This is a genomic window from Winogradskyella rapida (assembly GCF_042675845.1).
GTDB classification, from domain to species: Bacteria; Bacteroidota; Bacteroidia; order Flavobacteriales; family Flavobacteriaceae; genus Winogradskyella; species Winogradskyella rapida.
Window position 1 is genome coordinate 36,072 of the sequence record NZ_JBHTKM010000063.1, and the last position, 14,508, is coordinate 50,579.

Here is a 14,508-nt window from a genome sequence, read left to right on the forward strand (position 1 = left end):
TTCTTACTATTCTTACTGTTTTTTATTGCAGTTGTTGAATGATTTTATCTATTTCTTCCTTTTCTTTAGGATTGTGAACTTTGTTTTTGTGAAGATTATTCGCCTTTAATAGCGTACCTGTTTTAGTAACAAATTTTCCAGAACGTTCTATTGCTGTGGGATTAAAACCATTAAAAAACGGTTTCAATTTTGTTACCAGATAACTAAACTGTGTTGTTTCGCATTGTAAATATATTTGCGATTCTGTATTTGCAAAATCTTTTGCTAATAACAGTTGGTGCAACTGTTCAACTGTTGTGCGGTTATCTAACAAATCTATTTTTAGATTTACTTGTTTAAGGACAGTTAGCAAGGTTGAGGTATCATTACTTTTATAACCAAATGAGGTTTTTGGTTTTGCTTTGGTTTTTGATTTTGTTTTAGCAGCAACTTTTTTAGTGGTGTTCTTTTCTATTAAGCTAACATCAAAAGTTTCATCATTAAAATATTTTTCTGCAATTTCAGAAATAGAGAATTTTGTATTTTCTGAAAACTGACCGTATTGCTCTTGTAGTTCAGCATACAATCTTATTACTGACACTTTTAAGTAGTTGATTATATAATTATCATCTTCACTTAAATCTTTTGTAATAGCTCTTGTATTAATATAAGTTGCAATATCATTTAAGTACTTATCATATTTATTATGCAGAATTGTAAAGCTGTATTTGTTTTCTGGTGTATTGGCGTTTTTAGGAAAATTAGTTACAAATGAAGCTATTGTTTTTTCTGTTTCATTGCATATAATTTTTTGGTAGTATTCTTTTTTCGCGTTAAAAGGCTTTTTAAAGTTTACATTAAAAACTGCGTTATTGGCTTTTGGATTCAATTTAAAATCAGACAATAAGTATTTAAAATCCTTTTCCTGTCTATTATCTCTATGTAAGCCATTGGTTATAGAAACCAAACTTGAAAATATGCTTCTTTTCATTATAAATCCAGTTGAATACGGTTAGCAGCTTCTTTCTTTTTATCATCAATTACCTTGGCATAAATCTGTGTAGTTCTCAACTCTTTATGACCTAATAACTTGGAAACAGTATAAATATCTGTTCCTAAAGTTAATTGTAAAGTTGCATAGGTATGACGCGCACAATGAAAGGTAATATTTTTAGTAATGCCTGCTTTCATCATCCATTGTTGTAATTTTAAGTTAGACCAGGCACTATAATGTAAACCATAAAATACTTTATCATCGGGCTTACCTTCTTCTTCTAATAGATTTCTTGCTTGGTCTGATATTGGTAAGGTTTCAACACCTTTAGTTTTTTTTTGTCTAAATCGGATATAATATCCCATTTCTTTAGAGTGCTGGATTTCTGACCATATTAGTTTTTCTATATCTGACCAACGTAATCCGGTTAAAGCTGAAAAAATAAAAGCACTTTTTAAAAGTGGTAACTCACATTCGGTGTTCACTGCTTTTTGTAATTCGTCAAGCGTTAAAAACTCTCGTTGAGGTTCTCCTTGCTTAAAGTACTCTACACCATTGGCTGGATTCACTTTTAAAATGCCATCTTTTACAGCTTGTTTAAGTGCTGCTGAAAATTTACCAAAATATGAATATTTTGAGTTTTGCGATAGTTGTTTACCTGCTCTACCAATTGCATCTTTATCTAAATACTCTTTAAAACGCTCAACAAAGGATTTGTCTATATCTTGAAAACTAACATCAGTTGGACAAAACTTTTTTAAATGCTTTAACATACTATTCCAATTCCCATAATTGCCAGAACTTGTATTTTTCTTTTCTGCCAAAGCTGTGATGTAAGTAATAAAACTACCCTTTAGCTTTTCAATATCTTGGAAACCATAGATGCCATTTTGAATTTCAATTTGTCGCTGTGCACAAATAGTTTCTGCAAGTTGCTTGGTTTTCTTGTTAACTTCTCTTTCGGTTTTGGTTTTAGGGTTAACCGTAAGATATAAACGTAAATATTCTGTTTTGCGTTTACCTTTATGATAGTAATCTAAATACAAACTTATTTTGTCATTCTTCTTGCGTTGTCTCAATGTTACTTTCATAGGATGCTAATTAAAAAGATTTTCTATTTGCCATCTGGCAACAATACGTTTTCTACCAAAAGGGACAGCTTTTAAACGTCCTTGTTGTATCATTCTTTGAATGGTCCATCTACTAACACCAATAAGTTGTGATGCCTCTGTAACACTTAAAAAATCTTTGTTATTTACAGCATTAGGATTTTGAGATACAACAAGCTCTTTTTGATGTTGCATATCATTTGTAAGAGTAGCTTGGATTTTTTCATTACGCTTTCTGGCTTTGTATGCTCTTTTAGCGCAAGTGTCTCCACAGTATTTAGTTACTGTTGTACGTGCTGTAAACGCATTTCCACAATGTTTACAAATTTTTGGGATGAATAAATTACTGCTCATAAATGGTGCTTTATGTAGCGTAATGGTGCAACGTGGTGCGTTATGGTGCATCATTTCGCCTATATCTTAGCCAACAGATTTGGGCAACAAATCTGTATTTAAGGCAACAGATATACAACAAATTTAGTCAAAAAAGGGAAAACAAACAACAAAAAAGAGAAGATAAAAACCCGTAAACACAACAATAACAAGGTATTAACAAGAAAAAGAAAGTGAGTTACTTCCCAATACAAAAATTAGCAAAAATGTTACCTAGTAGATCATCATTTGTGATCTCACCTGTGATCTCACCAAAATGGTACAACGCCTGACGGATATCTATGGCTAGCAAGTCGCCAGACAAGTTTGTTTCTAGGCCGTATTGTACTTTTTGAATTTCCTCAAAGGCTTTTAATAAGGCATCATAATGACGTGAGTTGGTCACTATCGTTTCATTATTTCTTAATGCGCCGGTGTTTATTAAATTCAAAAGTTGATCGGTGAGTTGCTCCACACCAAAGCCCGTTTTGGCAGAAATAGGAATTACATTAGAGGCTTGCGTTCTTAAAGCAGTTGAGATTTCACCTAAGTCGGTATCAGTAATCTGATCAATTTTATTCAACACCACAAGTAATTGCTTCTGTGGGAATTTATTTTTTACTTTTTCAATTTCTATTAGAAAGGATGAAATGGCCTCCTCACCTGCTGCTAATTGCAGACTACTGACTAAAAACATAACCACTTGGGCCTGTTCAATTTTTTCAAACGTCTTCTTAATTCCAATATTTTCCACGACATCTTTGGTCTCACGGATTCCTGCCGTATCTATAAAACGGAAACCCATTCCTCCTATTGAGATTTCGTCTTCAATGGTATCTCGCGTGGTTCCTGCTATTTCAGAAACAATAGCACGATCTTCATTTAATAAGGCGTTGAGTAAGGTCGATTTCCCCACATTAGGCTCACCAACAATAGCTACAGGAATTCCATTTTTTATCACATTCCCTACCGAAAATGAATCTATTAGTCGTTTTAACACAAAAACAATGCGCTCTATCAATTGTTTAAACTGCGTACGGTCTGCAAACTCTACATCCTCTTCAGCAAAATCAAGCTCTAACTCTATTAAAGAGGCAAAATTTAAAAGTTCTTCACGAAGCTTTGCAATTTCCGAAGAAAAACCACCACGCATTTGCTGCATAGCGATTTGGTGTGAAGCTTCGTTATCACTAGAAATTAAATCGGCAACAGCTTCAGCTTGACTTAAATCTAACTTCCCGTTTAAAAAGGCTCTTAATGTAAATTCACCTGCAGTCGCCATGCGGCAACCTTTTCTTAAAAAGAGTTGTATAATTTCTTGTTGAATATAAGAAGAGCCGTGGCAAGATATTTCTACAACATCTTCACCGGTATAAGAATTAGGGTTTTTAAAAAGGGATAACAATACTTCATCTATCGTCTTTTCACCATCCACAATATGGCCCAAATGAATGGTATGTGTGGCTTGTGCCTTTAGATCTTTACCAGAAACCGACTTAAACTGATTTGAGGCCAAGGTTAAGGCTTCAGGTCCAGACAAGCGTATTACCGCAATGGCACCACTACCCGATGGGGTTGCTAAGGCTACAATAGTATCGTTATGCATATTCTTAATTCTTTGCTACAAAAGTATTGTAAATTATGGGATTGGTTAAATATTATCATCATCAACTTCAGAGATCTGTTTTTAAGGTTTGCTATTACAGCTTTGTTTTTATATTTGTAACACCTTAAAACGACCAGCCTAAAAACAGTTCCAACATGAAAAAAATCTTAACCCTCACACTCATTAGTTTACTTTTTGTCGCTTGTAAAACAGAGCCCAAAAGAACGGATTACCTTATTGATGCTACTGCAAAAGGGGTTTACAACGGAGTGCGTGCCTACCTGAAAATCAAACAGCAAAACGGTCGCTCTAGAGTTATTGATACCGCCATTGTTGTGGATGAAAAATTTTCGTTTACGGGTAAAGTTATGACGCCTTCCTTATCGTTAATTTCTATTAATTCGGTGAAAGGTGATCTGAATTTTATGTTAGAAAATAAACATATCACTGTTGAAGTTAATAAGGATGATATCGCTGCGTCTGTTGTCACGGGTTCTGAATCTCATGCCGATTATAAAGCGTACCAAAAACAAATATTAGAACTCGTAGAAGAGGCAAAACAGTTGAAACAACAACTCCGAGACAAATCTATCAGAGATTCTATTTCTAAACTTTATGCTGTGGCCCAACAAAAACGTGCTGAAGCTCCATTAAAATTTATAGAAAATCATAGCTCTAGTTTTTATAGTCTCTCCTTAATAGAACAAGGCATCGGAAAAAACAATGTAGATATTGAACGCTATATGGCAGCTTATAAGCTTTTAGATTCTGAAATTAAAAACTCTCCAAAAGGCGTTTCTGTTAAAATAGGTCTCGATAAATTAATGGCCGACTTTTTAAAAACAGCCCAAGTTAATGTTGGAAAAATTGCACCAAATTTTGAAGCGCCCAATCCAGACGGTAAAATGGTGAGCTTAGAAGAGGTCAAAGGAAAAGTAACAATCATCGATTTTTGGGCATCTTGGTGTGCCCCTTGTCGTCGTGAAAACCCTAATGTGGTTAACGTATATAATAAATACCACAGTCAAGGTTTAGAAATTATAGGCGTTTCCTTAGATGGTTCTAGAAACCAAAGAGATCCTAAAAAGGCTTGGATGACCGCTGTAAAACAAGATCAATTAACTTGGACACATGTTTCTAGTCTTAAGTATTTTCAAGATCCTGTGGCGCAACTTTATAATATTAATGCTATACCAGCTACTTTTATTCTAGATAAACACGGTAGAATTGCTGCTAAAAACCTCAGAGGAAAAGCCCTAGAGCTCAAAGTTCAAGAACTTTTAAAATTATAAGCGCCATAAAACGCCATTAAAAAAAAGCTTAATAGTCCCAAACTATTAAGCTTTTTTTTGCTCTAAATGACCGCTACTAAAACGGCTTTTAGAGATCTAAAAATTTCAATATAAAAGCTTTTTAATGAAGTTTTCCTGTTTTATATAACACAAAAAGGATTAGAATAGGAATGGCTAAAATCCCGATATGCAATAATTCCGTTTGAAACAAGCTGGGCATCATAATTAAGGTGACCGCATAACCACCAATAGCGCCTCCAAAATGGGCATCGTGACCAATATTCCCAATTCTATTTTTCATACCGTAAATGGAATACAACAAATAACCAATTCCAAAAATATATCCAGGAATAGGAATCGGTACAAAAAACATATACAAACTCATTTCAGGACGTAATAAAATAGCAGCGTATAAAATTCCAGTCACCGCACCACTAGCTCCTATAGCACTGTACCAATCTTCATCTTTATGAAAATATAAGGACAAGAGATTTCCAAAAATAAGACTGGCAATGTAAATAATAACAAATTTAATCGCCCCTAATTCTGAAATTACAGCGCCTGCAAACATGTATAAGGTAAACATATTAAAGAGCAAGTGCGTCAAATCGGCATGTAAAAACCCCGAACTGATCATTCTTATTTGATCGCCTCTTTTTATGCTTCCTACATTAAATTTATACTGTTCAAAAAACAAACGATCTCCAAAACCTTTATAAGAAATCAGGGCATTTGCCGCAATAATTACAAGGGTTACAATACTTAAATTATACATAAATTCTAAATCTTATAAATCAAATATAATATATTTGCGCTTCAACCCTAACATTGTTTAATGCAACTTATTGCTTACATCATAATCTATCCGATTCTTTGGTTAATTTCTATATTACCTTTTAGATTACTCTATGGACTTTCAGACGTGATTTACTTTTTCGTTTACCGTGTTGTAGGATACCGTAGGAAAACAGTACAAGACAATTTAAGGTTAGTGTTTCCAGATAAATCGGAACAAGACATCGCTACAATAACAAGTCAATTTTACCACCACTTTTGTGATATGATGGTTGAAGCTATTAAATCTTTAACCATTACGGAAGCACAGATGAAAAAACGCTTTAAATTCACCAATGTAGAGCTCATTAATGATTTAGAAGCTAAACAACGTAGCATTATTTTAATGTGTGCTCATTACGGAAGCTGGGAGTGGATTTTTATTTTACAAAAACATGTAAAACATAAAGGGTATGCGGTCTATAAGCGACTTGCTAATAAGTATTTTGATCGATTAGTAAAACGTATACGAGCAAAATATAACTCTCACCTCATCACCACTAAAGAAACCTACAAAGTGCTTTTCGATTCTAAACGAAAAGGCGAGCTCACCATTAATGGTTTTGTTTCTGACCAATCGCCAAAAGCCAGGAAAGCTTTTCATTGGAATGAATTTATGGGCATAAAAGTACCGATGTATACGGGTGCTGAAATGCTTGCTAAACGATTGGATATGGCAGTGGTCTTTTTTAGTGTGAAACGCATAAAGCGTGGGTATTACGAAACCACTTTTACCACGATTACCGAAGCACCTAAAACCTTTGATGATTATGAAATTACAGATTTGTTCTTCAAAATGGTAGAAGAACAAATTAAAGAAGCCCCACAATATTATCTTTGGACACATAAACGCTGGAAACACCGCGATAAGATTCCTGTGGAATTTCAATAAGGAAATCTTACTCGTTTCTAATGCTCTTAGACGAATGAATACGGCTTATAAAGTCTCAGACCCTCACATTCTTCAAAAAAGACATTTAATAGCTTCCTATAAACCGTTAGTATCAGTAAAAATATATTGGACTAATTTTGGGCTAAACGCACCGTTTATTTAGCAAAAACACCCTAAACCAAAGTTTCACTTAAAGCTTAGGGTAGTAACGCTATATAATTCATTATAAATCAAACCAAGCATCAATATTTGTAGAGGCACAAGCCACATCGGCTACTGATTTATGAATAAACTCATTGTTAGATTTTGAGTATTCATAATCCTTTGACCATTCTTCATGTTGCTCAGCTAAAGCTATGATGCTTTCACAAACATAGTTGATTTCTGCATTTGTGGTTGTTGGGTGAATAGACATACGGATCCATCCTGGCTTACGTACTAATTCGCCTATTGAAATTTCATTGGTTAGCTCATGCGACATTTGCTGATCTACATGTAATAAGAAATGCCCATAGGTCCCTGCACAACTACAGCCACCACGTGTTTGTATACCAAAACGATCGTTTAATATCTTAACGGCAAGATTAAAATGCAAGTCATCAATATAAAAAGAAATAACGCCCAAGCGCTCTTTATGCTGACCGGCTAGAATGTTAATATTGGAAATCCCTTCTAACTTATCAAAGATAATATCCACCAATTCACGTTCGCGTTTCAGAATATTTTCTACTCCCATTTGTTCTTTTAAACGAATAGAAAGCGCTGTTTTTATGGTTTGTAAAAAACCTGGAGTACCACCGTCTTCACGGTCTTCAATATTGTCTATGTATTTATGCTCACCCCAAGGATTGGTCCAGCTTACCGTACCTCCACCAGGACAATCTGGCACCATATTTTTATACAGTTTTTTATTAAAGACTAAAACCCCAGAGGTTCCAGGGCCTCCTAAAAATTTATGAGGAGAAAAGAATACGGCATCTAATTGAGCTTCGCGATCTTCTGGATGCATATCCATAGTCACATAAGGTGCTGAACAGGCAAAATCCACAAAACAAACCCCACCATGTTGGTGCATTAATTTTGCGACATCGTGATGTGGAATTTGAATCCCAGTAACATTAGAGCCACCAACAATAGACGCTATTTTAATGGTACAGTCTTTATACTGCTCTAACAAGGTTTCTAAATTCTTCAAACAAAACAAACCTTCCTCATTCGGCGGAACCACCTCTACTTTTGCTACGGTCTCTAACCATGTCGTTTGATTAGAATGGTGCTCCATATGCGAAATAAAAACGACAGGTCGCATTTCATCTGGAATATTGGTATAACTCTTTAAGTTTTCAGGTACTTTTAAACCTAAAATTCTCTGAAACTTATTAATTACACCAGTCATTCCGTTTCCAGAACAGATTAAAATATCATCAGCATTGGCATTAACATGGTCTTTAATAATATGCCTTGCTTTGTGGTATGCTTTAGTCATTGCCGTCCCCGAAACCGTAGTTTCGGTATGGGTATTAGCAACAAAGGGACCAAATTCATTACATAATTTTTCTTCAATAGGGCGGTATAAACGTCCTGAAGCCGTCCAATCTGTATAAATTATTTTTTGCTCACCATAAGGCGAGTTAAACATTTGATCTTGCCCAATGATATGCGCTCTAAACTGACCAAAGTAAGATTCTAATGCTGTGGCTTCTTCTGTATGTGTTTCTAAAATCATCATTCTATCATTTCAACAATTAAAATCGCTCTTAATTGTTATAATTACTTCCGCTTTTGTTATGCTTCAGTGCTAACTCTGACTAGAGATTAGCAATCGTTTTAATTTCTGCTATAAAACGATCAGCTAAGGTATCTGCAGCCTCTTGGGTTGGCGCTTCCGTATAAATTCTAATAATAGGCTCAGTATTACTTTTACGTAAATGCACCCAACTGTCTGCAAAATCAATTTTAACCCCGTCAATGGTGGTTAGCTTTTCATGACTGTAGTTAGCTTCCATCGTTTTTAAAATACCGTCCACATCTAAACCTGGCGTTAACTGAATTTTTTTCTTACTCATAAAGTAATTTGGGTATGACGCACGCAAAGCACTCACGGTCATTTCCTTTTCTGCTAACAAACTTAAAAATAGTGCTACCCCGACTAAAGCATCACGTCCGTAATGTGAATCTGGATAAATAATTCCACCGTTACCTTCACCTCCAATAACTACATTGTTCTTTTTCATTAAGGTCACTACATTAACTTCACCAACGGCACTCGCTTCATAAGTTCCTCCATGTTTTTCAGTCACATCGCGTAAGGCTCTTGTAGAACTCATGTTACTTACTGTATTTCCTGGAGTTTTACTCAGTACATAATCGGCACAAGCCACCAAGGTATATTCCTCACCAAACATCTCTCCGGTTTCATCCATAAAAGCCAAACGATCCACATCAGGATCTACCACAATACCAAAATCGGCACGTTCTTTAACCACGGCTTTAGCTAAGTCTCCTAAATGTTCCTTTAAAGGTTCTGGGTTATGAGGAAAATGCCCTGTAGGATCACAATATAATTTTACAGGTTCAACTCCCAAACGTTCTAATAATAAAGGAATGGCAATACCTCCTGTAGAGTTTACACCATCAACAACCACTTTAAAATTAGCAGCTTCAATGGCTTTTTTATTGACTAAAGGTAATTTTAAAACTTCATCAATGTGTAAATCGATATAAGCATCATTCACGGTAATTTTCCCTAAATCGTCCACTTCTGAAAATTCCATAGCGTTAGAGTCGGCTATATTTAAAATTTTCTCACCTTCTTCACCGTTTAAAAACTCGCCTTTAGCATTCAATAATTTTAAGGCATTCCATTGTTTAGGGTTATGACTCGCAGTTAAAATAATACCTCCATCCGCATGTTCCATAGGCACCGCTATTTCAACAGTTGGTGTTGTAGACAAACCTAAATCAACCACATGAATTCCTAGGCCTACCAAGGTATGCATTACTAAATTCTGAATCATTTCACCAGAAATACGTGCATCGCGACCAACAACAACTCTATAATTGTCTTTACGACGTTGTTGCTTTATCCACGTTCCATAAGCTGCAGCAAATTTAACCGCATCTATAGGGGTTAAATTTTCATCAACTGCACCACCAATAGTACCACGAATTCCAGAAATCGATTTTATTAAAGTCATAAAAAAATAGTTTTGTACAAATATAAAGAGATATCCCGTTTTTCACCATTATGTTATTATGAATTTGTAATTTCGAAATATGAACTTTTTAGCCCATATCTACCTCTCAGGAAACCGAAAATACCTTGCCATCGGAAATTTTGTTGCCGATGGAGTTAGAGGCAAAGCCTACCAATCTTATCCTGAAAAGATTCAGGCTGGAATTCTACTGCACCGTCAAATTGATACCTATACGGATGCACATCCTATTTTTAGGCAATGTACAAAACGGTTACATAAAGGCTATGGGCATTATAGTGGTGTGATTATAGATATCTTTTTTGATCATTTTCTGGCTAAAAATTGGGCCTCCTACTCTTCCATTCCCTTAGAGCTTTATGTGGCCAATTTCTATGACGATCTCATGGAAAATATCACTATTTTACCTCCACGATTTCAAACGCTTACTCCTCTAATGATTAAGGACAACTGGTTATTAAGTTACGCCTCTATTGAAGGGATCCAAAAGGTTTTAAATGGGATGAACAAACGCACTAAAGGCTTATCTAAAATGAATGAAGCCACCAAAGAACTTCAATTATTTTATGATGAATTTGAACAGGATTTCACCCTTTTTTTTGAAGATTTAATGGATTTCAGTACTGTTAAACGTTTAGAAATAGAACAAGCCTTTCAAATTTCTTAAGGGTTCCCATTTCTTCAGCTTTCGCTTTATTCTACACGATTCCACACCACAATAATCTCATTTTATTCCTATTACAGGCTATAAGACACAAGATCACTTAAACCGACTATAAGTTTTTTTAGGCTGATTTCCTATATCATAGCGGGTGATATTGTATATTTAGATGTTCCAAAATGCAACCTCAACTTAGCACTCTAAAAAATACAGCCGTATGAAATTCTTTATGCTCTCTTCCGCTATGCTCTACTCATTTTTAATGTTCGCGCAAGGCACACAATTATTAAGACAACCCACCATGCATGGCAACGATGTGGTCTTTGTTTACGCTAACGATTTATGGAAAGCTTCAGTCAGTGGAGGAACAGCCCTTAGGTTAACTAGTGGTGAAGGCTACGAGTCTAATCCGCATTACTCAAACGACGGCAGCCAAATTGCTTTTACAGCAGAATATGATGGTAATGTTGATGTCTATGTTATTCCTTCGGAAGGAGGAGAACCAAAACGCTTAACGTTTCATCCTGAAGGCGACTACGTTCAAGGTTGGACTCCAAACGGAGCCGTTTTATTTCGTTCTAGTCGTGAGCGTCAGCCCACTATGACGAGTAAATTCTTTACGGTTTCTACTCAAGGAGGATTACCTGTAGCCCTCGATATTCCAAGAGCGGCCTATGGCGAATTATCACCCGATGGTCAGTATTTAGCTTATACTCCAATTACAGGTTGGGATGCAGAATGGCGTAATTATCGCGGTGGACAAGCCATGCCAATTTGGGTGGTGGATTTAAAAACGAAAGCCTTAACTAGAACCTCACAACCTACAAAAGAGCGGCATTTAGATCCGGTGTGGTTAGAAGGTCTGGTCTATTTTATGTCTGAGCGCGATTACACCATGAATATCTGGTCTTTTAATCCCGTAACTAAGGAAGAAAAACAAATCACCTTTCATAAAAAATTCGACGTTAAAAGTTTAGATGCTAGCCAAAACCAATTGGTTTATGAGCAAGGCGGTTATCTTCATATTTTCAATCCAACTTCAGGAAAAAGCAACACCTTAAATATTGAGGTTAAGGCCGATTTAAATTTCTACAGAACCAAATGGGAAACCGTAACAGCCCCGCAATTAAGTCATCCTAACTTATCGCCAAACGGCCAACGTGCTATTTTTGAACATCGCGGGGAAATTTTTACGGTTCCTAAAAAGAATGGCAGTTGGATAAACCTTACCAAATCGCCTGGTGTGGCAGACCGAAATCCGATTTGGTCTCCTAAAGGCGATAAAATTGCTTGGTTTTCTGATAAGAGTGGCGAATATCAATTAATGATTGCGGATCAAAATGGGCAAAACATAGAGGAAATTCCATTACCAAATCCTACCTTTTATTTTAAGCCCGACTGGTCACCAGACGGAAAACATTTAGCTTACACCGATACGCATTACAATATTTGGGTTCTTAATTTAGAGACTAAAAAAGCGAAAATTGTAGCCACAGATCGTTATGCTCATCCTAATAGAACGATGAATCCGGTATGGTCACCAGACAGTCAATGGATTGCGTTTTCTAAACAAACCGAAAGTCATTTTAAAGCCCTTTTTGCGTATAACATTAGCAATAAAAAAACCATTCAGCTTACAGATCCTTTAGCCGATGCCATTAGTCCTGTTTGGGATGTTTCTGGAAAATACCTGTACACACTAGCGAGCACCAACTACGGATTGCAGTCCGGTTGGTTAGATATGAGTAACTACGATGCTGCAGCCACATTAACGCGGCACTTATATGCCATTGTTTTAAATGCTGAAGATAAAGCTCCTAATCTTCCACAACGGGATATGGAAACCGAAGCTCACAAGACAGAAGAACAACAAAAAGACCAATCTAAAGCGGAAGACGACAAATACATCCCAACCGTGACTATTACAGAAGAAGGGATTTTAGATCGTGCTGTAGCGCTCAACTTACCGGCTAGAAATTATACCGAACTTATAAAAGGGCCTAAAAACACGGTCTTTATTGCTGAAGCGATTCAGAATGAAGAAGGCCTTAAAATCTATAGTTATAATATAGAGCAACAAGAAAAAACGGACTATGCCGATGGCGTTGTTCAAATGATAACTTCTGAAGATCGTCAGTCTACACTATTGTTAAAAAAAGGCAGCTGGTTGTTATCAGATTCAAAAACAACCCCAAACCCTGCAAAAGATCAACTAGCCACAACCTTAAAAATAAAAATAGATCCTAAAGCGGAAGCCCACCAAATTTTTAAAGAAGGTTGGAGATTTATGCGCGATTTTCTCTATGTAGATAATGTACACGGTGCGCCTTGGGATAAAATTTACAAATGGTATGCCCCTTGGATATCTCATGTAAGACACCGTACCGACCTCAACTACGTGGTTGATATTATGAGTGGTGAAGTTGCTATTGGCCATTCTTATGTGTATGGAGGAGATTTCCCTGATTTAGATCGTGTTCCTGTAGGCTTATTGGGTTGTGATTTCATTTTAGACAAGGGCTATTATAAAATTTCTAAACGCTTTTCTGGTGAACGTTGGAATCCCGATATTAAAGCCCCATTGGCACAGCCTGGACTTCAGATTCAAGAAGGCGATTATATTTTAAAAATTAATGGCGTTCCGCTAAACCAAACTGTAAATCCATATCAGTTATTAGAACAAACCGCGGGTCGTGAAATAACCATAACCGTAAATTCTAAACCTTCATTAAAGGATGCCAAAACCCTGTTGGTAAAACCGGTTGCTAATGAAGGCGCTTTAAGGACGACAGCGTGGATTGAAAATAACCGAAGAATTGTCGATGAGCGTTCTAACGGGAAATTAGCTTACGTTTATATCCCCAATACAGGTAAAGAAGGCTTTGAGGCCTTTAACCGCTACTACTTCTCACAGCAAAATAAAAAAGGAGTTATTATTGATGAACGTAATAATGGCGGGGGCTCAGCAGCAGACTATATGATGGACATTATGTCTCGAGAACTTTATGGTTATTTCAACAGTAAAGCCAACGACAGAAGACCATGGACCTCTCCTATTGCCGGAATTTGGGGCCCAAAAGTGATGCTCATAAACGAACGTTCTGGATCTGGAGGCGATTTATTACCTTATATGTTTAAGATGAAAAACATAGGCCCTTTGATAGGAACCCGCACTTGGGGTGGACTTGTAGGCACTTGGGATACCCCACCGTTTATTGATGGTGGTGGCATGGTGGCGCCGCGTGGTGGTTTTTACGATGTGGATGGAAAATGGGCTGTAGAAGGTGAAGGTGTTGCGCCAGATATTGAAGTTATTCAAGATCCAAAACAAACTTCTAAAGGCACAGACCCACAACTTGAACGTGCTATTGAAGAAGCCCTAAACTTATTAAAAACACAGGAATTTGAATTACAACCAGAACCTAAAGCGCCCGTACGCTGGAAACGCCCAGAAGGTTACGATGCTGACCATTAAATAACAGTTAAAAATAGCACGGTTTACGGCGACTGTAGGCTGAATTAAATATAGTAACTTTGCAACCCTAACCAATACA

The 14,508-nt window shown here is 36.4% G+C and carries 11 protein-coding genes; 4 read left to right on the forward strand and 7 right to left on the reverse strand.

Annotation, left to right across the window (positions count from 1 at the left end):
- Window positions 1-22: 22 nt before the first annotated feature.
- The 4 genes from ACFQ13_RS07645 to mnmE all read right to left on the reverse strand — a co-directional run bounded on the left by ACFQ13_RS07645 (window position 23) and on the right by mnmE (window position 4,060).
- Window positions 23-970, reverse strand: coding sequence for a DUF6617 family protein (locus tag ACFQ13_RS07645; protein ID WP_386115871.1), 948 nt, complete (start codon window positions 968-970; stop codon window positions 23-25).
- A complete protein-coding gene (locus ACFQ13_RS07650) occupies window positions 970-2,064 on the reverse strand; it encodes a phage integrase SAM-like domain-containing protein (protein ID WP_386115874.1) in 1,095 nt (364 codons plus the stop codon). The genes ACFQ13_RS07645 and ACFQ13_RS07650 overlap by 1 nt, the downstream gene beginning before the upstream one ends.
- A gap of 6 nt (window positions 2,065-2,070) precedes the next feature.
- Window positions 2,071-2,490: a helix-turn-helix domain-containing protein gene (locus tag ACFQ13_RS07655; protein WP_386115876.1), complete on the reverse strand. Its 420-nt coding sequence runs from the start codon at window positions 2,488-2,490 to the stop codon at window positions 2,071-2,073.
- A gap of 163 nt (window positions 2,491-2,653) precedes the next feature.
- Window positions 2,654-4,060 carry a tRNA uridine-5-carboxymethylaminomethyl(34) synthesis GTPase MnmE gene (gene mnmE, locus ACFQ13_RS07660; protein ID WP_386115879.1) on the reverse strand — a complete coding sequence of 469 codons (1,407 nt, stop codon included), beginning with the start codon at window positions 4,058-4,060 and terminating at the stop codon, window positions 2,654-2,656.
- Between the two features lie 155 nt (window positions 4,061-4,215).
- Here mnmE and ACFQ13_RS07665 point away from each other — a divergent pair, with 155 nt between their 5' ends.
- Entirely contained in the window at window positions 4,216-5,352 is a 1,137-nt protein-coding gene (locus tag ACFQ13_RS07665) for a redoxin domain-containing protein (protein WP_386115882.1), read from the forward strand.
- 121 nt (window positions 5,353-5,473) lie between these two features.
- Here ACFQ13_RS07665 and ACFQ13_RS07670 read toward each other — a convergent pair whose 3' ends face one another.
- Window positions 5,474-6,127 carry a rhomboid family intramembrane serine protease gene (locus ACFQ13_RS07670; protein ID WP_386115885.1) on the reverse strand — a complete coding sequence of 218 codons (654 nt, stop codon included), beginning with the start codon at window positions 6,125-6,127 and terminating at the stop codon, window positions 5,474-5,476.
- Between the two features lie 60 nt (window positions 6,128-6,187).
- Here ACFQ13_RS07670 and ACFQ13_RS07675 point away from each other — a divergent pair, with 60 nt between their 5' ends.
- Window positions 6,188-7,078 carry a lysophospholipid acyltransferase family protein gene (locus ACFQ13_RS07675; RefSeq protein WP_386115888.1) on the forward strand — a complete coding sequence of 297 codons (891 nt, stop codon included), beginning with the start codon at window positions 6,188-6,190 and terminating at the stop codon, window positions 7,076-7,078.
- 223 nt (window positions 7,079-7,301) lie between these two features.
- On the opposite strand, the gene ACFQ13_RS07680 is transcribed toward ACFQ13_RS07675, so the two are convergent.
- Together ACFQ13_RS07680 and glmM are read right to left on the reverse strand one after the other, a co-directional pair.
- Window positions 7,302-8,807, reverse strand: a complete 1,506-nt coding sequence (locus ACFQ13_RS07680) for an aminotransferase class V-fold PLP-dependent enzyme (protein WP_386115890.1) — start codon at window positions 8,805-8,807, stop codon at window positions 7,302-7,304.
- A gap of 79 nt (window positions 8,808-8,886) precedes the next feature.
- Window positions 8,887-10,275: a phosphoglucosamine mutase gene (glmM, locus tag ACFQ13_RS07685; protein WP_386115893.1), complete on the reverse strand. Its 1,389-nt coding sequence runs from the start codon at window positions 10,273-10,275 to the stop codon at window positions 8,887-8,889.
- A 79-nt stretch (window positions 10,276-10,354) separates the two neighbouring features.
- On the opposite strand from glmM, the gene ACFQ13_RS07690 reads away from it, so the two are divergent.
- Together ACFQ13_RS07690 and ACFQ13_RS07695 are read left to right on the forward strand one after the other, a co-directional pair.
- On the forward strand, window positions 10,355-10,960 hold the full coding sequence (locus tag ACFQ13_RS07690; RefSeq protein WP_386115896.1) for an acyl carrier protein phosphodiesterase: 606 nt from the start codon (window positions 10,355-10,357) through the stop codon (window positions 10,958-10,960).
- A 211-nt stretch (window positions 10,961-11,171) separates the two neighbouring features.
- Entirely contained in the window at window positions 11,172-14,429 is a 3,258-nt protein-coding gene (locus tag ACFQ13_RS07695) for a S41 family peptidase (RefSeq protein ID WP_386115899.1), read from the forward strand.
- Window positions 14,430-14,508 lie beyond the last annotated feature (79 nt).